At 60.9% G+C, this 26248-nt stretch carries 27 protein-coding genes; 17 read left to right on the forward strand and 10 right to left on the reverse strand.

The window, feature by feature from the left end; translation table 11 throughout:
• Positions 1-166: 166 nt before the first annotated feature.
• The 10 genes from AC1RMX_RS18300 to hisC all read left to right on the forward strand — a co-directional run bounded on the left by AC1RMX_RS18300 (position 167) and on the right by hisC (position 8116).
• The gene (locus tag AC1RMX_RS18300) at positions 167-976 is read left to right on the forward strand and encodes an ATP-binding cassette domain-containing protein (protein ID WP_096818967.1); all 810 of its coding nucleotides are present in this window, start codon (positions 167-169) and stop codon (positions 974-976) included.
• Positions 976-1773: a lipid asymmetry maintenance ABC transporter permease subunit MlaE gene (mlaE, locus tag AC1RMX_RS18305; protein WP_096818969.1), complete on the forward strand. Its 798-nt coding sequence runs from the start codon at positions 976-978 to the stop codon at positions 1771-1773. Before AC1RMX_RS18300 ends, mlaE begins: the two co-directional genes overlap by 1 nt.
• Entirely contained in the window at positions 1773-2240 is a 468-nt protein-coding gene (mlaD, locus tag AC1RMX_RS18310) for an outer membrane lipid asymmetry maintenance protein MlaD (RefSeq protein WP_096818971.1), read from the forward strand. The genes mlaE and mlaD overlap by 1 nt, the downstream gene beginning before the upstream one ends.
• Before the next feature lie 11 nt (positions 2241-2251).
• The gene (locus AC1RMX_RS18315; protein ID WP_096818974.1) at positions 2252-2902 is read left to right on the forward strand and encodes an MlaC/ttg2D family ABC transporter substrate-binding protein; all 651 of its coding nucleotides are present in this window, start codon (positions 2252-2254) and stop codon (positions 2900-2902) included.
• Complete coding sequence (locus AC1RMX_RS18320; protein ID WP_096818976.1) at positions 2899-3204, forward strand: STAS domain-containing protein; 306 nt, start codon at positions 2899-2901, stop codon at positions 3202-3204. The genes AC1RMX_RS18315 and AC1RMX_RS18320 overlap by 4 nt, the downstream gene beginning before the upstream one ends.
• Positions 3205-3319: 115 nt before the next feature.
• Positions 3320-3559, forward strand: a complete 240-nt coding sequence (locus AC1RMX_RS18325; protein WP_096818978.1) for a BolA family protein — start codon at positions 3320-3322, stop codon at positions 3557-3559.
• Between the two features lie 22 nt (positions 3560-3581).
• Complete coding sequence (murA, locus tag AC1RMX_RS18330; protein ID WP_085729622.1) at positions 3582-4847, forward strand: UDP-N-acetylglucosamine 1-carboxyvinyltransferase; 1266 nt, start codon at positions 3582-3584, stop codon at positions 4845-4847.
• Between the two features lie 127 nt (positions 4848-4974).
• Positions 4975-5610, forward strand: coding sequence for an ATP phosphoribosyltransferase (hisG, locus tag AC1RMX_RS18335; protein ID WP_096818980.1), 636 nt, complete (start codon positions 4975-4977; stop codon positions 5608-5610).
• 125 nt (positions 5611-5735) lie between these two features.
• Entirely contained in the window at positions 5736-7061 is a 1326-nt protein-coding gene (hisD, locus tag AC1RMX_RS18340; RefSeq protein ID WP_096818982.1) for a histidinol dehydrogenase, read from the forward strand.
• Between the two features lie 2 nt (positions 7062-7063).
• Positions 7064-8116, forward strand: coding sequence for a histidinol-phosphate transaminase (gene hisC / locus AC1RMX_RS18345; protein ID WP_096818983.1), 1053 nt, complete (start codon positions 7064-7066; stop codon positions 8114-8116).
• 48 nt (positions 8117-8164) lie between these two features.
• On the opposite strand, the gene AC1RMX_RS18350 is transcribed toward hisC, so the two are convergent.
• From AC1RMX_RS18350 to algW, 3 genes are all read right to left on the reverse strand, one after another.
• Positions 8165-8884, reverse strand: a complete 720-nt coding sequence (locus tag AC1RMX_RS18350; protein WP_493072679.1) for a DUF4198 domain-containing protein — start codon at positions 8882-8884, stop codon at positions 8165-8167.
• Between the two features lie 12 nt (positions 8885-8896).
• Positions 8897-11002: a TonB-dependent siderophore receptor gene (locus tag AC1RMX_RS18355; protein WP_096818987.1), complete on the reverse strand. Its 2106-nt coding sequence runs from the start codon at positions 11000-11002 to the stop codon at positions 8897-8899.
• Positions 11003-11089: 87 nt separating this feature from the next.
• Positions 11090-12247: a Do family serine endopeptidase AlgW gene (gene algW / locus AC1RMX_RS18360; RefSeq protein WP_096818989.1), complete on the reverse strand. Its 1158-nt coding sequence runs from the start codon at positions 12245-12247 to the stop codon at positions 11090-11092.
• A gap of 103 nt (positions 12248-12350) precedes the next feature.
• Between algW and AC1RMX_RS18365 the strand changes: the two genes are divergently transcribed.
• From AC1RMX_RS18365 to cysN, 3 genes are all read left to right on the forward strand, one after another.
• Positions 12351-13109, forward strand: a complete 759-nt coding sequence (locus AC1RMX_RS18365) for a Nif3-like dinuclear metal center hexameric protein (RefSeq protein WP_493072680.1) — start codon at positions 12351-12353, stop codon at positions 13107-13109.
• A gap of 149 nt (positions 13110-13258) precedes the next feature.
• Positions 13259-14176, forward strand: a complete 918-nt coding sequence (cysD, locus tag AC1RMX_RS18370) for a sulfate adenylyltransferase subunit CysD (protein WP_096818994.1) — start codon at positions 13259-13261, stop codon at positions 14174-14176.
• A 9-nt stretch (positions 14177-14185) separates the two neighbouring features.
• Complete coding sequence (gene cysN / locus AC1RMX_RS18375; RefSeq protein ID WP_096818996.1) at positions 14186-16084, forward strand: sulfate adenylyltransferase subunit CysN; 1899 nt, start codon at positions 14186-14188, stop codon at positions 16082-16084.
• 493 nt (positions 16085-16577) lie between these two features.
• Here cysN and yihG read toward each other — a convergent pair whose 3' ends face one another.
• The 3 genes from yihG to AC1RMX_RS18390 form a co-directional block, all read right to left on the reverse strand.
• Positions 16578-17483, reverse strand: coding sequence for a 1-acylglycerol-3-phosphate O-acyltransferase, YihG family (gene yihG / locus AC1RMX_RS18380; RefSeq protein ID WP_096818998.1), 906 nt, complete (start codon positions 17481-17483; stop codon positions 16578-16580).
• Positions 17484-17487: 4 nt separating this feature from the next.
• A complete protein-coding gene (gene pta, locus AC1RMX_RS18385) occupies positions 17488-19587 on the reverse strand; it encodes a phosphate acetyltransferase (RefSeq protein WP_096819000.1) in 2100 nt (699 codons plus the stop codon).
• Between the two features lie 61 nt (positions 19588-19648).
• The gene (locus AC1RMX_RS18390) at positions 19649-19975 is read right to left on the reverse strand and encodes a DUF3565 domain-containing protein (RefSeq protein ID WP_096819002.1); all 327 of its coding nucleotides are present in this window, start codon (positions 19973-19975) and stop codon (positions 19649-19651) included.
• Here AC1RMX_RS18390 and AC1RMX_RS18395 point away from each other — a divergent pair.
• The 3 genes from AC1RMX_RS18395 to AC1RMX_RS18405 all read left to right on the forward strand — a co-directional run bounded on the left by AC1RMX_RS18395 (position 19944) and on the right by AC1RMX_RS18405 (position 22295).
• Positions 19944-20429 carry an FKBP-type peptidyl-prolyl cis-trans isomerase gene (locus AC1RMX_RS18395; RefSeq protein ID WP_096819004.1) on the forward strand — a complete coding sequence of 162 codons (486 nt, stop codon included), beginning with the start codon at positions 19944-19946 and terminating at the stop codon, positions 20427-20429. The two genes, AC1RMX_RS18390 and AC1RMX_RS18395, sit on opposite strands and share 32 nt — an antisense overlap.
• Positions 20430-20551: 122 nt before the next feature.
• A complete protein-coding gene (locus AC1RMX_RS18400) occupies positions 20552-21034 on the forward strand; it encodes a glutathione peroxidase (protein ID WP_007959082.1) in 483 nt (160 codons plus the stop codon).
• A gap of 157 nt (positions 21035-21191) precedes the next feature.
• Positions 21192-22295, forward strand: coding sequence for an NADH:flavin oxidoreductase (locus AC1RMX_RS18405; protein WP_085711765.1), 1104 nt, complete (start codon positions 21192-21194; stop codon positions 22293-22295).
• Here the strand turns inward: AC1RMX_RS18405 and AC1RMX_RS18410 are convergent.
• Together AC1RMX_RS18410 and cysZ are read right to left on the reverse strand one after the other, a co-directional pair.
• Positions 22264-23484 (reverse strand): glycosyltransferase family 4 protein, encoded by a 1221-nt coding sequence (locus tag AC1RMX_RS18410; protein WP_096819008.1) that lies wholly within the window; start codon positions 23482-23484, stop codon positions 22264-22266. The two genes, AC1RMX_RS18405 and AC1RMX_RS18410, sit on opposite strands and share 32 nt — an antisense overlap.
• A gap of 43 nt (positions 23485-23527) precedes the next feature.
• Complete coding sequence (gene cysZ, locus AC1RMX_RS18415) at positions 23528-24280, reverse strand: sulfate transporter CysZ (protein ID WP_493072681.1); 753 nt, start codon at positions 24278-24280, stop codon at positions 23528-23530.
• 312 nt (positions 24281-24592) lie between these two features.
• Here cysZ and trxB point away from each other — a divergent pair, with 312 nt between their 5' ends.
• The gene (gene trxB, locus AC1RMX_RS18420; RefSeq protein WP_085711762.1) at positions 24593-25555 is read left to right on the forward strand and encodes a thioredoxin-disulfide reductase; all 963 of its coding nucleotides are present in this window, start codon (positions 24593-24595) and stop codon (positions 25553-25555) included.
• Between the two features lie 64 nt (positions 25556-25619).
• Here the strand turns inward: trxB and AC1RMX_RS18425 are convergent, their stop codons facing one another.
• Positions 25620-25958 (reverse strand): HopJ type III effector protein, encoded by a 339-nt coding sequence (locus tag AC1RMX_RS18425; protein WP_096819012.1) that lies wholly within the window; start codon positions 25956-25958, stop codon positions 25620-25622.
• Positions 25951-26247, reverse strand: a complete 297-nt coding sequence (locus AC1RMX_RS18430) for a DUF1244 domain-containing protein (RefSeq protein WP_102619451.1) — start codon at positions 26245-26247, stop codon at positions 25951-25953. The genes AC1RMX_RS18425 and AC1RMX_RS18430 overlap by 8 nt, the downstream gene beginning before the upstream one ends.
• Between the last annotated feature and the right edge of the window lies 1 nt (position 26248).

Here is a 26248-nt window from a genome sequence, read left to right on the forward strand (position 1 = left end):
TAGAAGCATCGGGCCTGTCATATCGCTGAACGTGGCCGGGGAGAGGCCTTGGGCGCTTGCCCTTTGCAGTGATATAGTTCGCCGCCAGTTCGGCCTGCCCGGGATGTAGGGGCTTTCTCCAGAAAGCCAGGCGTCCGAGTGAGAGGCTGCATCGCAAGGAGTTTAGATGAGTGCCGATAACGCCTACGCGGTCGAGCTGAAGGGAGTCTCCTTCAAGCGCGGTGCGCGGAGCATTTTCAATAACGTCGATATCCGCATCCCGCGCGGCAAGGTCACCGGCATCATGGGGCCTTCCGGGTGTGGCAAGACCACGCTGTTGCGCTTGATGGGCGCCCAGTTGCGGCCTTCGCAGGGTGAGGTCTGGGTCAACGGCCAGAACCTGCCGAAGCTGTCGCGCAGCGATCTGTTCGATGCACGCAAGCACATGGGTGTGCTGTTTCAGAGCGGCGCGCTGTTCACCGATCTCGACGTGTTCGAGAACGTCGCCTTTCCCCTGCGCGTTCACACCGAATTGCCGGACGAGATGATCCGCGACATCGTTCTGCTCAAATTGCAGGCAGTCGGCCTGCGCGGCGCCATCGAATTGATGCCCGACGAGCTGTCCGGCGGCATGAAACGTCGTGTGGCGCTGGCCCGGGCGATTGCGCTGGATCCGCAGATTCTCATGTACGACGAACCGTTCGTCGGCCAGGACCCGATCGCCATGGGCGTTCTGGTGCGCCTGATCCGTCTGCTCAACGACGCGCTGGGGATCACCAGCATCGTGGTTTCCCACGATCTGGCGGAAACCGCGAGCATCGCCGACTACATCTATGTCGTAGGTGATGGCCAGGTGCTTGGGCAGGGTACGCCGGACGAGTTGATGAACTCGGACGAGCCGCGTATCCGTCAGTTCATGACCGGCAACCCCGATGGCCCGGTTCCGTATCACTTTCCAGCGACGGATTACCGCGCAGATCTTCTGGGGAAGCGCTGATGCGCAGAATTTCATTAATAGAACGCGTGCGTCGATTCGGCGAGTCAGCCATCGACGCTGTCGCGGTATTCGGTCGGGCGACCCTGTTCCTGTTCCATGCCCTGCTGGGCCGGGGCGGCATCAGCGGTGGTTTCGGCCTGCTGGTCAAACAGTTGCATTCAGTCGGCGTCATGTCTCTGGTGATCATCGTGGTGTCCGGGATCTTCATCGGCATGGTGCTGGCGCTGCAAGGCTTCAGTATTCTGTCGAGCTATGGTTCGGAGCAGGCGGTGGGGCAGATGGTTGCCTTGACCCTGCTGCGTGAACTGGGTCCGGTGGTGACGGCGCTGCTGTTCGCCGGTCGTGCCGGTTCGGCGCTGACGGCGGAAATCGGCAACATGAAGTCCACCGAGCAGTTGTCCAGCCTGGAAATGATCGGTGTGGACCCGCTCAAGTACATCATTGCCCCGCGTCTGTGGGCCGGTTTCATTTCCCTGCCGGTGCTGGCGATGATCTTCAGCGTGGTCGGCATCTGGGGCGGTTCCTGGGTCGCGGTCGACTGGCTGGGCGTCTATGAAGGCTCCTACTGGGCGAACATGCAGAACAGCGTGAACTTCTCCAGCGATGTGCTCAATGGCGTGATCAAAAGTATCGTTTTCGCCTTTGTCGTGACCTGGATCGCCGTATTCCAAGGCTATGACTGTGAGCCCACTTCCGAGGGGATCAGTCGTGCCACCACCAAGACCGTAGTGTTTGCCTCGCTGGCAGTGCTCGGCCTGGACTTTATTCTGACCGCTTTGATGTTTGGAGATTTCTGATGCAAAACCGCACCCTGGAAATCGGTGTCGGCCTGTTCCTGCTGGCAGGGATCCTGGCCTTGTTGCTGCTGGCCCTGCGGGTCAGTGGCCTGTCTCCGACGTCCACCACCGACAGCTATAAACTTTACGCGTACTTCGACAATATCGCCGGTTTGACGGTCAGAGCCAAAGTGACCATGGCCGGTGTGACCATCGGCAAGGTCACGGCGATCGATCTGGACCGCGACAGTTTCACCGGTCGGGTAACGTTGCTGGTGGACAAGAAGGTCGACAACCTGCCGACCGACTCCACAGCGTCTATCCTCACTGCTGGCCTGTTGGGCGAGAAGTACATCGGTATCAGCGTGGGCGGGGAAGAAACCCGCCTCAAGGATGGTGGAACCATCCACGACACGCAGTCGTCACTGGTACTGGAAGACCTGATCGGTAAATTCCTGCTCAATACCGTTAGCAAAGACGCCAAATGAGGAGCTTTTGAATGATCTCTACCTTGCGACGTGGCCTGTTGGTGTTGCTGGCGGCACTGCCGCTGGTGGCTAACGCCGTGGCGGCGCCTTCGGCGCACGACCTGGTTCAGGACACCACCAAACGGATGTTGGCCGATCTGGCCGCCAATAAAGAGAAGTACAAGCAGGACCCGAACGACTTCTACGCGGCGCTGAACAGCATCGTCGGACCGGTCGTGGATGCCGAGGGCATTTCCAAGAGCATCATGACGGTCAAGTATTCGCGCAAGGCAACACCGGCGCAGATGAAGACTTTCGAGGAAAACTTCAAGAAAGGCCTGTTCCAGTTCTATGGCAACGCCTTGCTCGAATACAACAACCAGGGCATCACTGTTGATCCGGCCAAGGACGAGTCGGGCGATCGCACCAGCGTCGGCATGACCGTCAAGGGCAGCAACGGCGCGATCTACCCGGTGTCGTACACGCTCGAGAAGATCAATGGCGAGTGGAAACTGCGCAACGTGATCATCAACGGCATCAACATCGGCAAGCTGTTCCGCGATCAGTTCGCCGATGCAATGCAGCGCAACGGCAACGACCTGGACAAGACCATCAACGGTTGGGCCGGGGAAGTGGCCAAGGCCAAGCAGTCGGCTGAACAGAACGGAAAGCCTGCCCAATGACCGAGTCGGCCATTCGTCTGGACGCCGCCAGTGAGCTGCAACTCACTGGCGTGCTGGATTACCGCACCGGTCCCGGCCTTCGGGAGCAGGGCCGGGCGCTGATCAAATCGTGCAATGCCCCGGCATTGGTGATCGATTGCTCGGCGGTGGAAAAGTCCAGCAGCGTCGGCCTGTCGTTGCTGCTGTGCTTCATTCGTGATGCGAAAGCCGCCGGCAAGGCCGTCAGCATCCGCGGGATGCCCGAAGACATGCGTGAAATTGCTCAGGTCAGCGAGCTGACCGAGCTGTTGGCGCAACCCTGAACCCGCATCTGTAAAGAAGCCCCCCGTCAGAGTCCTGCGCAGCGGGGTTCGCAGGCGCGGGGCTTTTTTGTATGATGTCCGACCCGTGCGCACAGGGCGCCGATTGAGGTTGAGCATGCAGGCCGTAGAAGTGAAGAGCTTCCTTGAAGCAAATCTGCCCGGAACCCGGGTGGAAGTTGAAGGCGAAGGCTGCAACTTTCAGCTGAACGTGATTAGCGATGAACTGGCGGCGTTGAGCCCGGTCAAGCGTCAGCAAAGCATCTATGCCCATTTGAACCCATGGATCGCCGATGGCAGCATCCACGCGGTCACTATGAAATTTTTCAGCAGCGCGGCCTGGGCCGAGCGCACCTGAGCCCTAGGGCGTCGAGATTGTTATGGATAAATTGATTATTACCGGTGGCGCTCGTCTTGATGGCGAGATCCGCATTTCCGGGGCGAAGAACTCCGCCCTGCCGATCCTGGCTGCCACCTTGCTGTGCGATGGCCCGGTCACCGTCGGCAACCTGCCGCACCTGCACGACATCACCACCATGATCGAGCTGTTCGGTCGCATGGGCATCGAGCCTGTGATCGACGAGAAGCTCAGCGTCGAAATCGACCCGCGCACCATCAAGACCCTGATCGCCCCGTACGAACTGGTGAAAACCATGCGTGCGTCGATCCTGGTGCTGGGCCCGATGGTTGCCCGTTTCGGTGAAGCCGAAGTGGCTCTGCCTGGCGGTTGCGCGATTGGTTCGCGTCCGGTCGATCTGCACATCCGTGGCCTGGAAGCCATGGGTGCGATCATCGACGTCGAAGGCGGCTACATCAAGGCCAAGGCCCCTGAAGGCGGCCTGCGCGGTGCACACTTCTTCTTCGATACCGTCAGTGTGACCGGTACCGAGAACATCATGATGGCCGCTGCTCTGGCCAAGGGCCGCAGCGTGCTGCAGAACGCCGCCCGCGAGCCTGAAGTGGTCGACCTGGCGAACTTCCTGAACGCCATGGGCGCCAAGGTTTCCGGCGCTGGCACCGACACCATCACCATCGATGGCGTCGAGCGTCTGGGTTCGGCCTTCTACAAGGTCATGCCTGACCGTATCGAAACCGGTACCTACCTGGTGGCCGCCGCGGTTACCGGTGGCCGCGTGAAGGTCAAGGACACCGATCCGACCATTCTCGAAGCCGTTCTGGAAAAACTTCGCGAAGCCGGTGCAGAAGTCACCACCGGTGAAGACTGGATCGAGCTGAACATGCACGGCAAGCGCCCGAAAGCGGTCAACGTGCGCACTGCGCCGTACCCGGCGTTCCCGACCGACATGCAGGCGCAGTTCATCTCGCTCAACGCCATTGCCGAAGGCACTGGTGCCGTGATCGAGACGATCTTCGAAAACCGTTTCATGCACGTGTACGAGCTGCACCGCATGGGCGCCAAGATCCAGGTCGAAGGCAACACGGCGATCGTGACCGGCACTGAAATCCTCAAGGGCGCGCCAGTGATGGCAACCGACCTGCGAGCGTCGGCCAGCCTGGTGATCTCGGCCCTGATGGCCGAAGGCGATACCCTGATCGACCGCATCTACCACATCGACCGTGGTTACGAGTGCATCGAGGAAAAACTGCAGATGCTGGGCGCCAAGATCCGTCGCGTTCCGGGCTAGTCGCTGCATCTGGACACAGGGAAGTGTCCGTTGAATTCGTTTTGATCGGGGGTGGTAACGCCCTCGATGTATGTCCGGCGCCGATTGCGACCGGACATGAGTACCTTGATAAGGACTGACGTTTCCCATGTTGACCATCGCACTGTCCAAGGGCCGCATCCTTGACGACACCCTGCCGCTTCTCGCCGAAGCGGGCATCGTGCCGACCGAGAATCCGGACAAGAGCCGCAAGCTGATCATTCCCACGACTCAGGAAGACGTACGCCTGTTGATCGTGCGTGCCACCGACGTGCCGACCTATGTCGAGCATGGCGCGGCCGACCTCGGCGTTGCCGGTAAAGACGTGCTGATGGAATACACCGGACAAGGCCTGTACGAGCCGCTGGACCTGCAGATCGCCCAGTGCAAGCTGATGACCGCCGGCAAGATCGGTGCTGTCGAGCCCAAGGGCCGTCTGCGCGTTGCGACCAAGTTCGTCAACGTTGCCAAGCGTTACTACGCCGAACAGGGCCGTCAGGTCGACATCATCAAGCTGTATGGCTCGATGGAGCTGGCACCGCTGATCGGTCTGGCCGACAAGATCATCGACGTGGTCGATACCGGCAACACTCTGCGTGCCAACGGTCTGGAACCCCAGGAACTGATCGCCACGATCAGCTCGCGTCTGGTGGTCAATAAAGCTTCGATGAAAATGCAACACGCCCGAATCCAGGCGTTGATCGACACCCTGCGCAAGGCAGTGGAGTCTCGACACCGCGGCTGATGTACCTGCGCGACCTTGAGTCGCGCCCGTCTATCCGCCTCATAGCCAGAATCTCAGGTGCCCAAGCGGAAACGACTGCTAAGTTAGGGCGCCTGAGTTTTTGCCATTCCTATGAGGCTCTCGCTATGACCGCACCGACTGCAATTCGCCGACTCAACGCTGCTGACCCGGATTTCGCGCATCATCTGGATCATCTGCTGAGCTGGGAAAGTGTGTCTGACGACTCGGTCAATCAGCGGGTGCTGGACATCATCAAGGCTGTGCGCGAGCGCGGTGACGCGGCGCTGGTCGAGTTCACCCAGAAGTTCGACGGCCTCGAAGTCGCCTCGATGGCGGACTTGATCCTGCCGCGCGAGCGCCTGGAACTGGCCCTGACTCGCATCACCGCACCGCAACGCGAAGCGCTGGAAAAAGCCGCCGCCCGCGTTCGCAGCTATCACGAAAAACAGAAGCAGGATTCCTGGAGCTACACCGAAGCCGACGGCACGGTGCTGGGCCAGAAAGTCACGCCACTGGATCGCGCCGGTCTGTACGTGCCGGGCGGCAAGGCGTCGTATCCGTCGTCGGTATTGATGAACGCGATTCCGGCCAAGGTTGCCGGCGTGACCGAAGTGGTCATGGTGGTGCCGACCCCGCGTGGCGAGGTCAACGAGCTGGTGCTGGCGGCGGCGTGCATCGCCGGTGTCGACCGGGTGTTCACCATCGGCGGCGCCCAGGCCGTTGCGGCGCTGGCCTACGGTACTGAAAGCGTGCCGCAGGTGGACAAGGTCGTCGGCCCGGGCAACATCTATGTGGCCACCGCCAAGCGTCACGTATTCGGTCAGGTCGGCATCGACATGATCGCCGGCCCGTCGGAAATCCTCGTGGTGTGCGACGGCCAGACCGATCCGGACTGGATCGCCATGGACCTGTTCTCCCAGGCCGAGCACGACGAAGACGCCCAGGCGATTCTGGTCAGCCCGGACGCCGAGTTCCTCGACAAAGTGGCCGCCAGCATCGACAAACTGCTGCCGACCATGGATCGCGCCACCATCATCGAAACTTCGATCAATGGTCGCGGTGCACTGATCCACGTGCGCGACATGGCCCAGGCCATCGAAGTTGCCAACCGCATCGCCCCGGAACACCTTGAACTGTCGGTCGCTGATCCGCAGGCCTGGCTGCCGCAGATTCGCCACGCCGGCGCGATCTTCATGGGCCGCCACACCTCCGAAGCGCTGGGCGACTACTGCGCAGGTCCGAACCACGTATTGCCGACGTCCGGCACCGCGCGTTTCTCCTCGCCGCTGGGTGTGTACGACTTCCAGAAGCGCTCGTCGATCATCTTTTGCTCCGAGGCCGGTGCTTCCGAACTGGGCAAGACCGCATCGATCCTGGCCCGTGGCGAATCGCTGAGCGCCCACGCTCGCAGCGCCGAGTACCGCATCAAAGACGAAGTGAAGGGGAACTGAACATGAGTAAATTCTGGAGCCCGTTCGTCAAGGATCTGGTGCCATATGTGCCGGGCGAGCAGCCGAAGCTGACCCGTCTGGTCAAACTCAACACCAACGAAAACCCGTACGGCCCGTCGCCAAAAGCCCTGGCGGCGATGCAGACCGAACTCAACGACAACCTGCGCCTGTACCCGGATCCGAACAGCGATCTGCTGAAAAACGCCGTCGCCAAATACTACGGCGTGCAGAGCAATCAGGTGTTCCTCGGCAACGGTTCGGACGAAGTGCTGGCGCACATCTTCCACGGCCTGCTGCAACACGATCAGCCGATCCTGTTCCCGGATATCAGCTACAGCTTCTATCCGGTCTACTGCGGCCTTTACGGCATCCAGTTCGATGCAGTGCCGCTGGACGCGCAGTTCCGGATCAACCCGGCCGATTACGCCAAACCGAACGGCGGGATCATCTTCCCCAACCCGAACGCGCCGACCGGTTGCCTGCTGGCACTGGAAGCGGTCGAGCAGATCCTCAAGGCCAGCCCGGATTCAGTGGTGGTGGTCGATGAGGCCTACATCGACTTCGGCGGCGAAACCGCGATCAGTCTGGTGGACCGTTATCCGAACCTGCTGGTGACTCAGACCTTGTCCAAGTCCCGTTCGCTGGCGGGTCTGCGGGTCGGTCTGGCGGTCGGGCATCCGGACCTGATCGAGGCGCTGGAGCGGATCAAGAACAGCTTCAACTCCTACCCGATCGATCGCATGGCGAACGTCGGTGCGGCAGCAGCGTTCGAGGATCGCGAATACTTCGACAAGACCTGCGCGCTGGTCATCGAGAGTCGTGAGTGGGTGGTTGCTCAGTTACAGGCCAAAGGCTTTGAAGTGCTGCCGTCAGCGGCAAACTTCATCTTCGCCCGGCATCCACAACACGATGCGGCAGGGCTGGCGGCCAAGCTGCGAGAGCAGGGTGTGATCGTGCGCCACTTCAAGCAGGAACGGATTGCCCAGTTCCTGCGGATCTCGATCGGTACGCCGGAGCAGAATCAGGCGTTGATCGACGGTCTCGGCGAGCTCTGAAACGACGCTGATCCCTGTGGGTTCCGTCCCGCAGGGATCAGCGTTGATTCATTCGTGATGCGGTTCGCCCAGGAACGTCAACGAACTGAACAACCCCCGACTGCTCACCTCTGCACTGCCCTTCACCGGCACTTCCACCTGCGCCGCAATCACATTCAATCCCTCATTACGCACCAGTACCTGTGCGCGACCGTCCTTGTCGGTTTCGGAGCTCAAGGTATTCGGTGCGTTGCGGTAGTCACCGATCAACTTCACGCCCGCTGCCGGTTTGCCATCCAGCAACACCCGCACCGGCAATGATTTCCCAGGCCCTACGGTCAGTGGATCGACCTCCGGCAAAATCAGCAATTTGATCTGATCCAGTTTGGGAAGCTTCGCTCCCGACTGATAAATCGCCAGGCTGTACTTGAGGGTCTCGGTCGACTCGATGGCTCCCGGGACTTTGCTGCGCCCCTCGTTGATCCATTTCTTGTCGGCGGTTTGCGACCACATGCCGTTGTTCAGCGCCACGGCCAACACCGCAGGCGGTTTCAACGGTTGCAGGCGGGCGTGATCTGCAAGGCGCTGCACACTGACGGGAATCATCTTGCCGCCCGCGTCAAAGGCCCACGCCCCGCTGACTTTCTGCGGTTTGAACGCATTGTCTTCGGCACCGTGGCCGTAGACGACTTCGATATTGCCGCGCCGTTGTTCGGTCCATAAACCATGGGCCGAAGCGTGAGTGGCGAACAGCGCGGCGATGAGCAGCAGGGATTTGCCGTATTGCATGGTGACGTCCTTTTACAGGTTAAGTGTCAGGCTGATCGTGAAATTGCGCGGCTCGCCGGGGTTGACCCAGTAATTGCTGTACGAGCGCTCGTAGTACTTTTCGTCGAACAGGTTGTTCAGGTTCAGGCCGACGGTGATGTTGTCGCTGGCCTTGTAATGGGCCAGCAGGTCGATGGTGTGATAGGCCGGCAGTTCGAAATCGCTGCCGGACTCACCCGAGCGGTCACCGACGTAGGTGAACGCCGCGCCGAAATCCGAGCCGCGCAAGCGGCCGTCCTGAAACTCGTAAACCCCCAACAGACTGCCGCTGCGTTTGGCCACCCCGAGGATGCGGCTACCGGCAGGAATCGCGGCATCACCCTTGGTGACTTCGGCGTCAATCCAGGCGAAGGCGCCGATCACTCTGACGGCGTCGGTCACTTGCCCGGTGACTTGCAGGTCGAAACCCCGACTGCGGGCCTTGCCCATGGCGCGGCTGGTGTCGGTGTCCGGGTCGAGGGCGAGGACGTTTTCCTTGTCGATATGGAAGAAGGCGAGGGTGCTGCTTAAACGTTCGTCGAACAGCTCGTTCTTGATGCCGATTTCGTAACCCACGCCTTCTTCCGGATCGAAGGGTTTGCCAGCCGCATCGAGGCCGTTGTTCGGTTTGAATGAGGTCGAGGCGTTGGCGAACAGGCCGGTGTCCGGGGTCAGTTGATAGAGCAGGCCTGCACGTTGAGTGAGCGCGTCGTGGGTCTGGCGGCTGGTGGTGTTGCGGCTGTGGTCATCGATGTTTTGCTCAAAGTGCTCGAATCGCACACCGAGCATCCCGCGCAGTTTTTCGTTGAAGACGATTTGATCCTGCAGGTTCAGCGCATGGCTTTCGACGTGTTCGAAGAAGTCTGTGCCGGAGCGTGCACCGTCGGGCTTGGGCTGGCCGTACACAGGGTTATAGATATCGATGGCGTAAGGGCCGCCGGCGATGGTGGTGACGCGTTCGTTCTTGCGGAAGTTCTCGTATTCGCTGCCGATCAGGAGTTCGTGTTGCCAGCTGCCGAGGTCGAACAGGCCGCGCAGTTCCAGTTGGGTGATGCTGTCGTGCCAGTTGGTATCGCGTTCGCGATAGCGGCGGTTGACGGTGTGGCCATCGGCGTTCAGCGGGCGGTTTTCGGAGGCGAACCCCCAGAGTTTGCCTTCCTTGTAATGGCTGGCCAGGCGCAGTTTCCAGGCATCGTTGAGGTGGTGTTCAAGCGTGGTTTGCAGCTTGTTGTTGTGGTTGTCGATGTTGCCGTCGTTGGGCTCGCCGAGGAACGTTGAGCGCGAAACACCGCTCCATTTATTGTTTGGCGCAACGATGCCGCGATCGAAGGTCGAGCTATGGCGCACGAATTCGCTCTCCACCAGCAGACTGGTGTCCGGGCTCAGTTGCCAGCTGAAGGAGGGGGCGACGAAGACGCGTTTGCTGTCGACGTGGTCGCGAAAACTGTTGTTGTCCTCGACCGCGAGGTTGATTCGCGACAGAACGTTACCCTGCTCATCGAGTGGTGTGTTGACGTCCAGTGCCGTGCGGTAGCGATCCCGACTGCCGGCGCTGGTTTGCAGGGTGGTGAAGGCCTCGGGCTGCGGTTTTTTGGTGACGATGTTCACCGTGCCACCCGGATCGCCTCGGCCGTACAGGCTGGCGGCCGGTCCCTTGAGCACTTCGATGCGCTCGATGTTGGCGGTGTCCGGTGTGCTCGGGTAACCACGGTTGGCGCTGAAACCGTCCTGGTAAAACTCGGAGGTGGTGAAGCCGCGCACGCTGTATTCGTAAAGCGTCAGGCCACCGAAGTTGTTTTGCTTCGACACGCCACCGGCGAAATCCAGCGCACGTTCGACGCTGGTGCTGCCCAGATCCTTGAGCACGTTGGCGGGCACCACACTGATGGCCTGCGGGATATCGCGGATCGCGGTATCGGTTTTGGTGGCGCTGGACGAGCGGGTGGCGCGATAGCCCTTGACCGGCCCGGTAGGGGATTCGTAGTCAGAAGTGACGCTGATGGCGTCGAGTTCGAGCGTTTGCGGTTCATCGGCAAACGCGGGATCGCCCAGCAGCCCAAGGGTCAGGCCGAGGAGGGAGGCCTTTTTTCGAGACGACATGTTATGTTGTTCCAATGCACTAATTGAAACAATATAACATGCCTGTTGAGAATGTCTGTTATTCGCGCCATTGGCGCGAACATAGTCTTACTCTTCTTTTTCCTGCACCGGCGCGGGTGGCGGGCGCAGACCAATTTCAGCGGTCAGCTTCAACTCCTTGCCATTGCGCATCACCTGAATCGTGACCTTGTCGGTCGGCTTGATCCGCGCCACCTGGTTCATCGACTTGCGGCCATCGCCCGCAGGCTCGCCATCAATGCTCAGAATCACGTCACCCAGTTGCAGGCCGGCCTTCTGTGCCGGGCCGTCGCGGAAAATCCCCGCCACCACAATCCCCGGACGCCCCGACAGACCGAACGACTCCGCCAGTTCCTGAGTCAGTGGTTGCACTTCAATGCCCAGCCAGCCACGAATCACCTGACCGTGCTCGATGATCGACTTCATCACTTCCATCGCCAGTTTCACCGGGATCGCAAAACCGATGCCCTGGGAACCGCCTGACTTGGAGAAAATCGCGGTGTTGATCCCGGTGAGGTTGCCGTTGGCATCCACCAGTGCGCCGCCGGAGTTGCCCGGGTTGATCGCCGCGTCGGTCTGGATGAAGTCTTCGTAGTTGTTCAGGCCGAGCTGGTTACGGCCGGTGGCACTGATGATGCCCATGGTCACGGTCTGGCCGACCCCGAACGGGTTGCCGATGGCGAGGGCGACGTCGCCGATGCGGATGTTGTCGGAACGGCCGACGGTGATCGACGGCAGGGTTTTCAGGTCGATCTTCAAGACGGCGAGGTCGGTTTCCGGGTCGCTGCCGATCACGCGGGCCAGGGTTTCACGACCGTCCTTGAGCGCCACGACAATCTGGTCGGCGCCGGTGGTGACGTGGTTGTTGGTCAGGATGTAGCCTTCCGGGCTCATGATCACGCCGGAACCGAGGCTCGACTCCATGCGTTTCTGCTTCGGCGAGTTGTCCCCGAAGAAACGACGGAACTGCGGGTCTTCGAACAGCGGATGGCTCGGCTTGTTGATGACTTTGGTGGTGTAGAGGTTGACCACCGACGGCGCGGCGATGACCACGGCGTCGGCATAGGACACCGGCCCCTGCTGCGTGCTGGTGGTCTGCGGGGCCTGGTGCAGGTTGACGTCGAGGCTCGGAAGCCCGACCCACTGCGGGTAACGCTGAATAATCAACAGAGCGATAAGCACGCCGGCCAACAGCGGCCAGCCGAAAAAACGCAGCGCCTTGAGCATTAAGCACGTCCTGGAAAAGTTGCAGGCGGGGTCAGACCGCCCATAATGTCGCGCATTATACGAGGCCGCGCGTGCCTCTGAACGGGATATTTAGGAGTCTTTCATGGCCGTCGCCCTGAGCACCCTGGTCGAAGAAGCCGACCGTTACCTCGGCAGTGCGAAAATTGCCGATTATTGCCCCAACGGCCTGCAGGTCGAGGGCCGCCCGCAAGTGATGCGCATCGTCAGCGGCGTCACGGCCAGCCAGGCGCTGCTCGATGCCGCCCTCGAAGCCGAGGCTGATCTGGTGCTGGTGCATCATGGTTACTTCTGGAAGGGTGAGAACCCGTGCGTCACCGGCATGAAGCAGCGGCGTCTGAAAACCTTGCTCAAACACGACATCAGTCTGCTGGCGTATCACCTGCCGCTGGATCTGCACCCGGACGTCGGCAACAACGTGCAACTGGCTCGGCAGCTCGACATTACCGTCGAAGGGCCGCTGGATCCGGACAACCTGAAGATCGTCGGCCTGGTCGGTTCGCTGGACGAGCCGGTGACCGCCCGCGACTTCGCCCGTCGTGTACAGGAACGCATGGGCCGTGAGCCGCTGCTGGTCGAGGGCAGCGCGATGATCCGTCGGGTCGGCTGGTGCACCGGCGGCGGTCAGGGCTACATCGACAACGCCATCGCTGCCGGCGTCGATCTGTTCCTCAGCGGTGAAGCCTCCGAGCAGACGTTCCACAGCGCCCGGGAAAACGACATCAGCTTCATCGCCGCCGGCCACCACGCCACCGAACGCTACGGCGTGCAGGCGCTGGGCGACTATCTGGCGAAGCGGTTTGCCCTGGAACACATCTTCATCGACTGCCCGAATCCGATCTGACTTTTCCCTGAAAAGCACCCGAACGAGCGGGCATATTCATATGCCCTTTCGATCTAGTTGGCGTCCTGATTAGAAGGGGTCGCTGTGCTAGGATTCCCCGCTCGAACACGGCCCGCTGGCCGTTCATAAGAAAGCTTTCGTGAGTAGCCATGGTCGACAAACTGACGCATCTGAAACAGCTGGAGGCGGAAAGCATCCACATCATCCGCGAGGTGGCCGCCGAGTTCGACAACCCGGTGATGCTGTACTCCATCGGTAAAGACTCCGCCGTGATGCTGCATCTGGCACGCAAGGCGTTCTTCCCGGGCAAACTGCCGTTTCCGGTGATGCACGTCGACACGCAGTGGAAATTCCAGGAGATGTACAAGTTCCGCGACAAGATGGTCGAAGAGCTTGGCCTGGACCTGATCACCCACGTCAACCCGGATGGCGTTGCGCAGGGCATCAACCCGTTCACCCACGGCAGCGCCAAACACACCGACATCATGAAGACCGAGGGCCTGAAGCAGGCACTCGACAAGCATGGTTTCGACGCCGCCTTCGGCGGTGCCCGTCGCGATGAAGAGAAGTCCCGCGCCAAGGAGCGCGTCTACTCGTTCCGCGACAGCAAACACCGCTGGGACCCGAAGAACCAGCGTCCGGAGCTGTGGAACGTCTACAACGGCAAGGTCAACAAGGGCGAATCCATTCGTGTGTTCCCGCTGTCGAACTGGACCGAACTGGACATCTGGCAGTACATCTACCTCGAAGGCATCCCGATCGTACCGCTGTACTTCGCCGCCGAACGCGAAGTGATCGAGAAGAACGGCACGCTGATCATGATCGACGACGAGCGCATCCTCGAACACCTGTCCGACGAGGACAAGGCGCGCATCGTCAAAAAGAAAGTGCGTTTCCGTACCCTTGGCTGCTACCCGTTGACGGGCGCGGTGGAGTCCGAGGCCGAAAGCCTGACGGACATCATTCAGGAAATGCTCCTGACGCGAACTTCCGAGCGCCAGGGCCGGGTCATCGACCACGATGGCGCAGGCTCGATGGAAGATAAAAAACGTCAGGGTTATTTCTAAGGGGTTGTCATGTCTCACCAGTCTGATTTGATCAGCGAGGACATCCTCGCCTACCTGGGCCAGCACGAACGTAAAGAGCTGCTGCGCTTTTTGACCTGCGGTAACGTCGACGACGGCAAGAGCACCCTGATCGGGCGCCTGCTGCACGACTCGAAGATGATCTACGAAGATCACCTCGAAGCCATCACCCGCGATTCGAAGAAAGTCGGCACCACCGGTGACGACATCGACCTGGCGTTGCTGGTCGACGGCCTGCAGGCCGAGCGCGAGCAGGGCATCACCATCGATGTCGCGTACCGCTATTTCTCCACCGCCAAGCGCAAATTCATCATCGCCGACACCCCCGGCCATGAGCAGTACACCCGCAACATGGCCACCGGTGCATCCACCTGTGACCTGGCGATCATCCTGGTCGACGCCCGTTACGGCGTGCAGACCCAGACCCGTCGCCACAGCTTCATCGCCTCGTTGCTGGGCATCAAACACATCGTTGTCGCCATCAACAAGATGGACCTCAAAGGCTTCGATCAGGGCGTGTTCGAGTCGATCAAGGCCGACTACCTGAAGTTCGCCGAAGGCTTGAAGATGAAGCCGACGAGCATGCACTTCGTGCCGATGTCCGCTCTGAAGGGCGACAACGTGGTGAACAAGTCCGAGCGCTCGCCGTGGTATACCGGCCAGTCGTTGATGGAAATCCTCGAGACCGTGGAAGTGGCGGGCGACCGCAACTTCACCGATCTGCGTTTCCCGGTGCAGTACGTCAACCGTCCGAACCTGAACTTCCGCGGTTTCGCCGGCACCCTGGCCAGCGGCATCGTCAAGAAGGGCGACGAAGTCGTGGTCCTGCCGTCAGGCAAGAGCAGCCGCGTGAAATCCATCGTCACCTTCGAAGGTGAACTGGAACACGCAGGTCCTGGCCAGGCCGTGACGCTGACCATGGAAGACGAGATCGACATCTCCCGTGGCGACCTGCTGGTACACGCCGACAACGTACCGCCGGTGACCGACAGCTTCGAAGCGATGCTGGTGTGGATGGCTGAAGAGCCGATGCTGCCGGGCAAGAAATACGACATCAAACGCGCCACCAGTTACGTGCCGGGCTCCATCGCCAGCATCGTCAACAAGGTCGACGTCAACACCCTCGAAGAAGGCCCGGCGAGCGCGTTGCAGCTCAACGAAATCGGCAAGGTCAGGATCGCGCTCGATGCGCCGATCGCCCTCGACGGTTACGACAGCAACCGCACCACCGGCGCGTTCATCATCATTGACCGTTTGACCAACGGCACCGTTGGCGCCGGCATGATCGTCGCGCAGCCAGTGACTCATGGCACGGCTACGCACCACGGCAAGCTGGCCCATGTAGCGACCGAAGAGCGCGCTCAGCGTTTCGGTCAGCAACCGGCGACCGTGCTGTTCAGCGGCCTGTCCGGCGCGGGCAAGAGCACTTTGGCGTACGCGGTCGAGCGCAAACTGTTCGACCTCGGTCGTGCGGTGTTTGTGCTGGATGGCCAGAACCTGCGTCACGACCTCAACAAAGGTCTGCCGCAGGATCGCGCCGGTCGCACCGAGAACTGGCGTCGTGCCGCGCATGTGGCGCGTCAGTTCAACGAAGCGGGTCTGCTGACGCTTGCTGCGTTTGTGGCGCCGAGTGCCGAAGGTCGTGAACAGGCGAAAGATCTGATCGGCAAGGAGCGTCTGCTGACGGTCTATGTCCAGGCTTCGCCGACTGTTTGCGCAGAGCGTGATCCGCAAGGGTTGTACGCTGCGGGTGGCGATAACATTCCGGGTGAGTCTTTCCCGTATGACGTGCCGTTGGATGCTGATCTGGTGATCGATACTCAGTCGTTGTCGCTGGATGAAAGTGTGAAGCAGGTGTTGGATCTGTTGCGTAAGCGTGGCGCGATTTAAGCGTTAGCTGCCAATAAGAAGCCCGCCGATGTGTGATCATCGGCGGGCTTTTCTTTTGTGGTTGGCAGGCCTATGGGTGTTGGCCTGCTGGCGGAGGCGGCCTTTGGGCCGGCCAGGCTCTGGGTGTTTTTTGTGAATATCCGTTTCTGCGGGTGTTGCGGCTGGCGGTTCCGCCCTTACGGCGGCTCACTTTTTCAAACGCCAAAAAGTAAGCAAAAGGCTTGGCCCCTGCGTTCGGCCCCTCGCTGGGGCTCGGGGTTCCTTCGTTCCGGGATTCATCCGGGGGCATCGCCTACGGTTTGCTTCGCTGCACCTCCTCTCGATGTGTTTGGCTTCGCCAAACGGCGCTGCGCGCCCATCCCCGGATGAATCCCTCCACTCAGCCTGCCGAAGGGGCCGGCACGTCAAAAGCGGTACTCGAGCTAACGCTCATTGTGTTGAGTGGTGAGGGGCGGAAGCCGGCCTGATTCTGTCGGGGGCTCCCTCAGGGGGATCAGCGTTGGTTCGGATACTCGAGGTGCATCTGCTCCAGCAGCGCATCTTTGTCCTGCCAGAGCTGGTTGATCCAGCCTTGAAACTGCAGGCGATATTCGCCGTCCTGGTCGTAGTTCTTGCCGATGAACTGCGCAGGGATTTTCAGTTCTTCAAAGTGCACCACTACATCCCGCACGTTGCCGCACAGCAGGTCCCAGAAGCCTGGACGCCCGCCCGGGTAGTGGATGGTCACGTTGACGATGGATTCCAGCTGTTCGCCCATCGCATCCAGCACGAAGGCAATGCCGCCGGCCTTGGGTTTGAGCAGGTATTTGAACGGTGACTGTTGCTGCGCGTGCTTGCCTTCGGTGAACCGTGTGCCTTCGACGAAGTTGAAGATGCCCACCGGGTTGTCGCGAAATTTCGCGCAGGTCTTGCGGGTGGTTTCCAGGTCTTTGCCTTTCTTTTCCGGGTGCTTTTCCAGGTACGCTTTCGAGTAGCGTTTCATGAACGGAAAGCCCAGCGTCCACCACGCCAGACCGATCACCGGCACCCAGATCAGTTCCTGCTTGAGGAAGAACTTCAGCGGCTGGATGCGTCGGTTGAGCACGTATTGCAGCACCAGGATGTCGACCCAGCTCTGGTGGTTACTGGTGATCAGGTACGAATGCTGGTAGTCCAGGCCTTGCAGGCCGCTGAGGTGCCAGCGGGTGCGGCGGACCAGGTTCATCCAGCCTTTGTTGTTGCTGATCCAGGCTTCGTGGGTGTGGCTCATCAGCCAGCGCGAGGCACGGCGTGCGAGGTCGAACGGCAGCACTTTGATCAGCGCCACGAGAAACAGGAACGAGCACAGCAGGATCGTGTTCAGCGCCAACAGCAGCGCGGCGATCACGCCGCGCAAGGGGGCAGGGAGAAAGGCCAGCATCGGGTCAGATATCCAGAGGTCGGTTGGCAGCTTGAATCGCGGTCAGGGCGATGGTGTAGACGATGTCGTCGACCTGCGCGCCGCGCGGCAGGTCGTTCACCGGTTTGCGCAAGCCTTGCAGCATCGGGCCGAGGCTGACGCAATCGGCGCTGCGCTGCACGGCTTTGTGCGTGGTGTTGCCGGTGTTCAGGTCGGGGAACACGAATACCGTGGCGCGACCGGCCACCTGGCTGTTCGGCGCCAGTTGCCGGGCCACGGTTTCGTTGGCGGCGGCGTCGTACTGCAACGGCCCGTCGATCAGCAGCGAGTGCTGTTGTTCGTGGGCGAGCAGGGTGGCTTCGCGGACTTTCTCGACGTCCTCGCCAGTGGCCGATTCGCCGCTGGAGTAGCTGATCATCGCCACCCGTGGCGTGATGCCGAACGCGGCGGCCGAGTCGGCGCTTTGCAGGGCGATCTCGGCCAGTTCGCTGGCGCTCGGGTGCGGGTTCATCACGCAGTCGCCGTAGACCAGCACTTCTTCGGGGAACAGCATGAAGAACACCGACGACACCAGCGTGCAGCCCGGCGCCGTCTTGATCAGTTGCAAGGCCGGGCGGATGGTGTTGGCGGTGGTGTTGATGATGCCGGAGACCAGTCCGTCGACTTCATCCAGCGCCAGCATCATGGTGCCGATCACCACCGTGTCTTCCAGTTGCTGCTCGGCCATCGGCGCGTTGAGGCTTTTGCTCTTGCGCAGGGCGACCATCGGTTCGACGTAGCGCTCGCGGATCAGGTCCGGATCGAGAATTTCCAGCCCCGGCGGCAGCACGATGCCCTGGGCCCGGGCCACGGCTTCGACGTCTGCCGGTTTGGCCAGCAACACACAGCGGGCAATCCCGCGTTCCTGACAGATCGCCGCCGCTTGCACGGTGAACGGCTCGCTGCCTTCGGGCAGCACGATGCGCTTGTTGGCGGCTTGGGCGCGTTGAATCAGTTGGTAGCGGAACACCGCCGGTGACAGGCGCATTTCCCGCGGCGTGCCGCAGCGCTGGTGCAGCCAGTTGGCATCCAGATGACTGGCGACGAAATCGGTGATGATCTCCGCGCGCTCGCGGTCGTCGACGGGGATTTCCTTGTTCAGGCCGTTGAGCAGGTTGGCGGTGTCGTAGGAACCGGTGCTCACCGACAACACCGGCAAGCCAGCCTGCAACGCGCCACGGCACAGGTCCATGATGCGTGGATCCGGCAGGGTGTCGCTGGTCAGCAGCAGGCCGGCCAGCGGTACGCCGTTGATGGCCGCGAGGCTGACGGCGAGGATGATGTCGTCGCGATCGCCGGGGGTCACTACCAATACGCCGGGCTTGAGCAGGTCCACGGTGTTGCGCATGGTGCGCGCGCAAATGATGGTCTTGGTCATGCGCCGGGTTTCGTAGTCGCCGGCGTTGAGCACCTGGGCGCCCATCAGGTCGGCGACGTCGCGGGTGCGCGGGGCATTGAGTTCCGGCTGGAACGGAATGCAGCCGAGCAGGCGGAAATCACCACTGCGCAGCAACGGCGAATGCTCTTTCAAACGCGCGGCGAAGGCGTCCATGCTTTCGTCGGTCTTGACCTTGTTGAGGATCACGCCAAGGACTTTCGGGTCTTTCGGGCCGCCGAACAGTTGCGCCTGCAACTCGACGCGACCGGACAGTTCGGTCAGCACTTCGTTTTCCGGCGCCGAGACCAGAATCACCTCGGCATCAAGGCTCTTGGCCAGGTGCAGGTTGACCCGCGCGGCATAGCTGGCGCTGCGGGTCGGCACCATGCCTTCGACGACCAGCACGTCTTTGCCGATGGCCGCCTGCTGGTAGAGAGCGATGATTTCTTCAAGCAGCTCGTCGAGCTGACCGTCGCCGAGCATCCGCTCGACGTGGGCCAGGCCCAGTGGCTGCGGCGGTTTCAGGCCGTGGGTGCGGGCCACCAGCTCGGTGGAGCGCTCAGGGCCGGTGTCGCCCGGATGCGGCTGGGCAATCGGTTTGAAAAAGCCGACTTTCAGCCCGGCCCGTTCCAGCGTACGCACCAGCCCGAGGCTGATGGAGGTCAGACCCACACCAAAATCGGTGGGCGCGATAAAAAAAGTTTGCATGCGGATTCTCTAAGGGTGCATGGCAAGGGCGTTGGCCTATGGCTGGCCTTCCACCGGTTTTTCAGGCGTCAAGGTTAGCGCTAACCGAGCCTTGAGCGCACCAACCGCAAGCAAAGGGTTGGCCTATTTTTTCAATACGTTGCGTTGCATCCAGCACCCATGCCCGTGACTGCCATGGCGGCTGGTGTCGCAAGTGCTGGGTGTGGCCGCAGGAAAGTTCGGCCACCCAGTGACCGTCCTCGTCCTGATGGAAGCCTGTGATCGTCGAATCCCGTTTGTCAGGGTTGTGTTCGCTTTCGAGCGATTGCTTCGCTAAACTTGGCCTTTCTATATTCTTATGCAAAAGGTCTCGCCCCATGCTGATCGCCGCCAATAAGGCTGTCTCCATCGACTATACCCTGACCAATGACGCTGGTGAGGTCATCGACAGCTCCGCCGGCGGCGCTCCGCTGGTTTACCTGCATGGCGCAGGCAACATCATCCCGGGCCTGGAAAAAGCCCTGGAAGGTAAAACCGTCGGTGACGACCTGCAAGTTGCAGTCGAGCCGGAAGATGCCTACGGCGAATACGCTGCCGAACTGGTCAGCACCCTGAGCCGCAGCATGTTCGAAGGCGTTGACGAGCTGGAAGTCGGCATGCAGTTCCACGCTTCGGCGCCGGACGGCCAGATGCAGATCGTCACCATTCGTGACCTGGACGGCGACGACGTCACCGTCGACGGCAACCACCCGCTGGCCGGTCAGCGCCTGAACTTCAAAGTGAAGGTCGTTGCCATCCGTGACGCCAGCCAGGAAGAAATCGCTCATGGTCACGTCCATGGCGAAGGTGGCCATCACCACTGATTTTCTGCGCTAAGCTCAGAGAACTGGAGAGGCGCCCGAGGGCGCCTTTTTAGTCCGCGGCTGTCCTTGGTGGCCTCGCCAAGTGGCTGTTTCGAGTAGAAAACGGGAATCTGGAGTTCGTCATGAGTGCTTTTCACGACCTTAAGTTGACAGCCCTGGATGGTCAGGAGCTACCGCTGGCACCCTTCAAGGGCCAAGTCGTGCTGGTGGTCAACGTCGCCTCCAAATGCGGCTTGACCCCACAGTACGCGGCGCTGGAAAACCTCTATCAGCAATACAAAGGCAAAGGCTTCAGTGTGCTGGGCCTGCCGTGCAACCAGTTTGCCGGTCAGGAACCGGGCAGCGAGCAGGAGATTCAGGAATTCTGCAGCCTCAACTATGGCGTGAGTTTTCCGTTGTCGAAAAAGCTCGAAGTCAACGGTCACGATCGCCATCAGCTGTACCGCCTGCTGGCGGGCGAGGGTGCCGAATTTCCCGGTGACATCACCTGGAATTTCGAGAAATTCCTGCTCGGCAAGGACGGTCGTGTACTGGCCCGCTTCTCGCCGCGCACGGCGCCGGATGATCCTTCGGTGATTACGGCGATTGAAAAAGCCCTGAGCTGAAACGCGAAAATCGCAGCCATCGAGCTGCGATTTTTTTTGCCTGTCTTTTGACCCTTAATCATTCAGATCAATAATGCTTTCGGCTGGTTGAAACTCCGCATATTATCGCCGTCATATGAATCACCTGCCCGTCGATGACCTTTTCGTGGAGCCTCCCATGCCTGTTCAAGCCTTGTTCAAACCGTTCCAGCTCGGTGCCCTCGAACTGCCGACCCGTGTGGTCATGGCGCCGATGACCCGTTCGTTCTCTCCGGGTGGCGTACCCAATTCCAAAGTGATTGAGTATTACCGTCGTCGTGCGGCGGCCGGTGTCGGCCTGATCATCACCGAGGGCACCACCGTCGGCCACCAAGCCTCCAACGGTTACCCGAATGTGCCGCAGTTCTTCGGCGAAGCGGCACTGGCCGGCTGGAAGAAAGTTGTCGACGCGGTGCACGCCGAGGGCGGCAAGATCGTTCCGCAACTGTGGCACGTCGGCAGCGTTCGTCGCATCGGCACCGAGCCGGATGCCAGCGTGCCGGGCTACGGCCCGACGGAGAAACTCAAGGACGGTCAGGTCGTGGTGCACGGCATGACCAAGCAGGATATCCAGGACGTGATCGCAGCCTTCGCCCAGGCTGCCAAAGATGCCCAGAGCATCGGCATGGACGGCGTGGAAATCCACGGCGCCCACGGTTACCTGATCGACCAGTTCTTCTGGGAAGGCAGCAACCAGCGTACCGACGAATATGGTGGCAGCCTGGCCAACCGTTCGCGTTTCGCCATCGAGCTGATCCAGGCCGTGCGCGCTGCCGTGGGTGAAGGCTTCCCGATCATCTTCCGCTTCTCGCAATGGAAGCAGCAGGACTACACCGCACGCCTGGTGCAAACCCCGGAGGCGCTGGGCGAGTTCCTCAAGCCGTTGTCCGACGCCGGCGTGGATATTTTCCACTGCTCGACGCGCCGTTTCTGGGAACCGGAATTCGACGGTTCCGAACTGAACCTGGCTGGCTGGACGCGCAAACTGACCGGCAAACCGACCATCACTGTCGGCAGTGTCGGCCTCGATGGCGAGTTCCTGCAGTTCATGGTCAACACCGACAAGGTCGCGCAACCGGCCAGTCTGGAAAAACTGCTGGAGCGCCTGAACAACGACGAGTTCGATCTGGTGGCGGTAGGTCGTGCGCTGCTGGTGGACCCGGACTGGGCGCAGAAAGTGCGCGAAGGCCGCGAGCAGGACATTCTGCCGTTCAGCCGTGAGGCGTTGATGACGCTGGTTTGATTGCAGTGGGGGGCTTGTCGCGCAGGTCGCGGCAGGCTCCCTGCAAATGGTTTTCAAACTGCTCGATGATGGCCGCCCAGCCCTGGCGACTCGCATGCTGGCGGGCATTCAATCGGACGCAACGCAGGGTTTCATCCTCTTCCAGCAGCCATTGCGCTGCATCGCAAAACGCCTCTTCATCCCCCGGCATCGCCAGCACGCCGTTGTAGCCGTGGCGGATATGCTGCGCAGCCGCCGCCTGATCGTACGCCACCACGCCAAGACCCGAAGCCAGCGCCTCCAGCACGACGTTGCCGAACGTCTCGGTCATGCTCGGAAACAGGAACAGATCGCCAGACGCATAGTGCGCTGCCAGCGCTTCGCCGCGTTGTGAGCCGCAGAAAATCGCCTCGGGCAATTCTTTTTCCAGGGCCACCCGTTGTGGTCCGTCACCGACGATGATGAGTTTCAGGTTGCGTTGTGGATAAGCGCTGGCGAGCTTGTCGAAGCAGCGCTTGAGCAGGCCGAGATTCTTTTCTGGCGCCAGGCGTCCTACGTGAATCACCGCGATGTCCTGCTCGCTCAGTCCCCATTGCTCACGCAAGGCGTTCAGGCGTTTGGTCGGGTGGAACAACTGACTGTCGACCCCTCGGGACAGCAGCGCGAGACGATCGAAATGTCGTCGTTCCAGTTCCAGGCGCTGGCTGACGCTCGGCACCAGGGTCAGCGCCGAACGATTGTGGAACCAGCGCAGATAGTGGGTCAGCAATCGTGTCAGCAGGCCGAGGCCGTACTGGTTGGTGTACTGCTGGAAATTGGTGTGGAAGCCGCTGACCACGGCGATGCCCAGGCGGCGCGCGGCTCGCAGTGCCGACAACCCGAGCGGGCCTTCGGTGGCGATGTACAGCACATCCGGGCGCTGGCGAGTCCAGCGTCGCAGTAACTTGTGCATCGACGACTGACCCCACTGCAACCCCGGATAACCCGGCAGCGGCCAGCCCCGGCACAACAGCAGCGCATCGTCTTCACTGCGCTGCGGATCGTCACCCTGACGTGGCCGCACCAGTTCCACCCGATGCCCGCGTGCGCGCAAACCGTCGCACAAGCGGCCAAGGGTATTGGCCACCCCGTTGATTTCCGGTGGGAAGGTTTCGCTGATCAGAGTGATGTGTAGAGCTGTCGTCATGACCTCAGTGTCGGCTGAGGCCATGTCGTGGTTGTGACGTTCGGATGATGGATTTGTGAACGCGACTTCAGCGTTGCGTCACGAGGTTTTCGGCACCGCGCTCACGCACCCAGAACAGCGTAGCCCCGGCCACGGCGGCCGGCATCATCAGGATGTTCACCACTGGAATCAGCAACGCCAGGTAAACGATCCCGCCGAAGCTCATGCTCTGCCAGCGCTTCTGCCGCAGCCAGGCCAGCATCTCGTTCCAGCCCAGCTTGTGGTTGTCCGCCGGGTAGTCGATGTACTGGATCGCCATCATCCACACGCCGAACAGCAGCCACAGCGGTGCGGCGACGATGTTCACCACCGGGATGAACGAGAGGATGAACAGGCCGATCGCCCGGGGCAGGAAGTAGCCCAGTTTGCGCATTTCCCGGGCCAGGGTGCGCGGGATCATCTCAATCAGTTCGCCCCAACTGAAGGCCGGGAAGTCGTCGGTGCCGCGTACCACGACTTCGACTTTTTCCGCGAGGAAGCCGTTGAAGGGCGCCGCGATCACGTTGGCCAGCAGGGTGAAGGTGAAAAACACCATCAATGCCACCAGCACCACGAACAGCGGCCACAGGATGTAGCTCAGAAAGCTCAGCCAGTCGGGGAGCGACGGCATCAGGGTATCGACCCACAGGCTGAACTGGTGGCCGGCGAAATAGATCAATCCGACGAACAGCACCAGGTTGATGGCCAGCGGCAGCAGCACAAAAAGGCGCAGGCCAGGGCTCAAGACCAGTTTCAGGCCTTCACGCAGGTATTGCGGGCCGGAGAGAACAGGGGCGGGCATAAGGTGCTCCGAGCAAGGGAAATCGCGCCGACCTTACCGACTTTGCATAACCTGTGAAAGCGCGGCAGCGGGATCGACATTCACTGTAACAAAGACGTCCATCTCGTCAGTGTGTCGGCATAGAGACCACCTATGAGCTGGATTGTTAAACCGTATTTCCTTAATCTTGCCCCCCTCGATACGCTGCACCCAACTTTTTACAGGACTGTCGAGCTCATGCCTTCCCCAAGGTTATCCACAGTCCTTTTTTATTCTCGCCGGCAGTCCGGCGTCCGCGCCTGATGTATTGGCCGGTCAACAGGAGACAGGTTCATGTCTGAAGTCCGTCATTCGCGAGTGATCATCCTCGGTTCCGGCCCTGCCGGTTACAGCGCTGCTGTCTACGCTGCCCGTGCCAACCTCAAGCCGCTGCTGATCACCGGCATGCAGGCCGGCGGTCAACTGACCACCACCACCGAAGTCGACAACTGGCCGGGCGACGTCCACGGTCTGACCGGTCCGGTGCTGATGGAGCGCATGCGTGAGCACGCCGAGCGTTTTGAAACCGAGATCGTGTTCGATCACATCAACGCGGTGGACTTCGCTTCCAAACCGTACAGCCTGACTGGCGACAGCGGCACCTACACCTGCGACGCCCTGATCATCGCCACCGGCGCCAGCGCTCGTTACCTGGGCCTGCCGTCGGAAGAAGCGTTCATGGGCAAAGGCGTTTCGGCCTGCGCGACCTGCGACGGTTTCTTCTATCGCAACAAGCCGGTGGCCGTGGTCGGTGGCGGCAACACCGCTGTAGAAGAAGCCCTGTACCTGGCCAACATCGCCAGCAAGGTCACCCTGATCCACCGTCGCGAAACCTTCCGCGCCGAGAAGATCCTGATCGACAAGCTCAACGCCCGTGTGGCCGAAGGCAAGATCGAGCTGAAACTGAACGCGACCCTGGACGAAGTGCTGGGCGACAACATGGGCGTGACCGGTGCACGTCTGAAGAACAACGACGGCAGCTTCGACGAAATCAAGGTCGACGGCGTGTTCATCGCGATCGGCCACACCCCGAACACCTCGCTGTTCGAAGGTCAGCTGGAGCTGAAGGACGGCTACCTGGTGGTTCAGGGCGGCCGTGAAGGCAACGCCACTGCGACCAGCGTCGAAGGCATCTTTGCTGCCGGCGACGTGGCCGACCACGTTTACCGTCAGGCCATCACCTCGGCCGGCGCCGGCTGCATGGCGGCACTGGACACCGAGCGTTACCTGGACGATCTGCAGAACGCTTCGTTCTAAGATCGCAGGTACAAAAAAAACCGGCCAATTGGCCGGTTTTTTCATGCTCGCGATTCGCTCGGAATCAACGGCGCGTCAGCGGCTGCGCTTCGAACTTCACGCCCGCCAGACCGTGCTGGATCAGCGCACGGATATTGCCGTGATCGCTGCCTTCAGGCGTCGCCACGACCGAACGGTAGTGTTCGCCGAACGCCAGCAGCGCTTCTTCATCGCTCAAGCCTTCCAGCAGCGCCAGACCCAGCGTCTTGCACGAACCTTCATTCTGCCCGGCCGCGTTTTCCACGCCTCCGTTGTTGAACGCCTGTGGCTGGTAGTCGTAACCGGCGGCGACGAACGCCAGGGTGTCGGCAAAAACGTGTTCGCCGCTCTTGAGGCTGGCGCGCAGGGTGTTCAGATCACTCATTGGGTTTTCCTTTGGCGAACGCCGCTTGTTGTTCGGCGCTGGCTTCTTGCTGATATTGGGCTTTCCACTCGGCGTACGGCATGCCGTAAACCACTTCGCGGGCATCGTCGAGGCTGACGTCGATCTGGCGCTCGTCGGCGGCGGCCTTGTACCACTTGGACAGGCAATTGCGGCAGAACCCGGAGAGGTTCATCAGGTCGATGTTCTGCACATCCTTGCGGCTGTCCAGGTGGGCGACCAGCCGGCGGAAGGCGGCGGCTTCGAGTTCGAGGCGTTGTTGCTCGGTCATG

Source organism: Pseudomonas sp. GW822-FHT03F04, assembly GCF_058801405.1.

What these genes read in the sequence shown, in the direction of transcription:
- pta (WP_096819000.1), bottom strand. Translation starts at nt 19,587, where the DNA reads ATGCAAACTTTTTTTATCGCGCCCACCGATTTTGGTGTGGGTCTGACC.
- AC1RMX_RS18390 (WP_096819002.1), bottom strand. Translation starts at nt 19,975, where the DNA reads ATGGAGACAGCCTTATTGGCGGCGATCAGCATGGGGCGAGACCTTTTG.
- AC1RMX_RS18400 (WP_007959082.1), top strand. Translation starts at nt 20,552, where the DNA reads ATGAGTGCTTTTCACGACCTTAAGTTGACAGCCCTGGATGGTCAGGAG.
- yihG (WP_096818998.1), bottom strand. Translation starts at nt 17,483, where the DNA reads ATGCTGGCCTTTCTCCCTGCCCCCTTGCGCGGCGTGATCGCCGCGCTG.
- AC1RMX_RS18430 (WP_102619451.1), bottom strand. Translation starts at nt 26,247, where the DNA reads ATGACCGAGCAACAACGCCTCGAACTCGAAGCCGCCGCCTTCCGCCGG.
- AC1RMX_RS18325 (WP_096818978.1), top strand. Translation starts at nt 3,320, where the DNA reads ATGCAGGCCGTAGAAGTGAAGAGCTTCCTTGAAGCAAATCTGCCCGGA.
- murA (WP_085729622.1), top strand. Translation starts at nt 3,582, where the DNA reads ATGGATAAATTGATTATTACCGGTGGCGCTCGTCTTGATGGCGAGATC.
- AC1RMX_RS18315 (WP_096818974.1), top strand. Translation starts at nt 2,252, where the DNA reads ATGATCTCTACCTTGCGACGTGGCCTGTTGGTGTTGCTGGCGGCACTG.
- cysD (WP_096818994.1), top strand. Translation starts at nt 13,259, where the DNA reads ATGGTCGACAAACTGACGCATCTGAAACAGCTGGAGGCGGAAAGCATC.
- AC1RMX_RS18410 (WP_096819008.1), bottom strand. Translation starts at nt 23,484, where the DNA reads ATGGCCTCAGCCGACACTGAGGTCATGACGACAGCTCTACACATCACT.
- hisG (WP_096818980.1), top strand. Translation starts at nt 4,975, where the DNA reads ATGTTGACCATCGCACTGTCCAAGGGCCGCATCCTTGACGACACCCTG.
- AC1RMX_RS18300 (WP_096818967.1), top strand. Translation starts at nt 167, where the DNA reads ATGAGTGCCGATAACGCCTACGCGGTCGAGCTGAAGGGAGTCTCCTTC.
- AC1RMX_RS18425 (WP_096819012.1), bottom strand. Translation starts at nt 25,958, where the DNA reads ATGAGTGATCTGAACACCCTGCGCGCCAGCCTCAAGAGCGGCGAACAC.
- trxB (WP_085711762.1), top strand. Translation starts at nt 24,593, where the DNA reads ATGTCTGAAGTCCGTCATTCGCGAGTGATCATCCTCGGTTCCGGCCCT.
- AC1RMX_RS18355 (WP_096818987.1), bottom strand. Translation starts at nt 11,002, where the DNA reads ATGTCGTCTCGAAAAAAGGCCTCCCTCCTCGGCCTGACCCTTGGGCTG.
- AC1RMX_RS18320 (WP_096818976.1), top strand. Translation starts at nt 2,899, where the DNA reads ATGACCGAGTCGGCCATTCGTCTGGACGCCGCCAGTGAGCTGCAACTC.
- hisD (WP_096818982.1), top strand. Translation starts at nt 5,736, where the DNA reads ATGACCGCACCGACTGCAATTCGCCGACTCAACGCTGCTGACCCGGAT.
- cysN (WP_096818996.1), top strand. Translation starts at nt 14,186, where the DNA reads ATGTCTCACCAGTCTGATTTGATCAGCGAGGACATCCTCGCCTACCTG.
- AC1RMX_RS18365 (WP_493072680.1), top strand. Translation starts at nt 12,351, where the DNA reads ATGGCCGTCGCCCTGAGCACCCTGGTCGAAGAAGCCGACCGTTACCTC.
- AC1RMX_RS18395 (WP_096819004.1), top strand. Translation starts at nt 19,944, where the DNA reads ATGCTGATCGCCGCCAATAAGGCTGTCTCCATCGACTATACCCTGACC.
- mlaD (WP_096818971.1), top strand. Translation starts at nt 1,773, where the DNA reads ATGCAAAACCGCACCCTGGAAATCGGTGTCGGCCTGTTCCTGCTGGCA.
- AC1RMX_RS18405 (WP_085711765.1), top strand. Translation starts at nt 21,192, where the DNA reads ATGCCTGTTCAAGCCTTGTTCAAACCGTTCCAGCTCGGTGCCCTCGAA.
- hisC (WP_096818983.1), top strand. Translation starts at nt 7,064, where the DNA reads ATGAGTAAATTCTGGAGCCCGTTCGTCAAGGATCTGGTGCCATATGTG.
- mlaE (WP_096818969.1), top strand. Translation starts at nt 976, where the DNA reads ATGCGCAGAATTTCATTAATAGAACGCGTGCGTCGATTCGGCGAGTCA.
- cysZ (WP_493072681.1), bottom strand. Translation starts at nt 24,280, where the DNA reads ATGCCCGCCCCTGTTCTCTCCGGCCCGCAATACCTGCGTGAAGGCCTG.
- algW (WP_096818989.1), bottom strand. Translation starts at nt 12,247, where the DNA reads ATGCTCAAGGCGCTGCGTTTTTTCGGCTGGCCGCTGTTGGCCGGCGTG.
- AC1RMX_RS18350 (WP_493072679.1), bottom strand. Translation starts at nt 8,884, where the DNA reads ATGCAATACGGCAAATCCCTGCTGCTCATCGCCGCGCTGTTCGCCACT.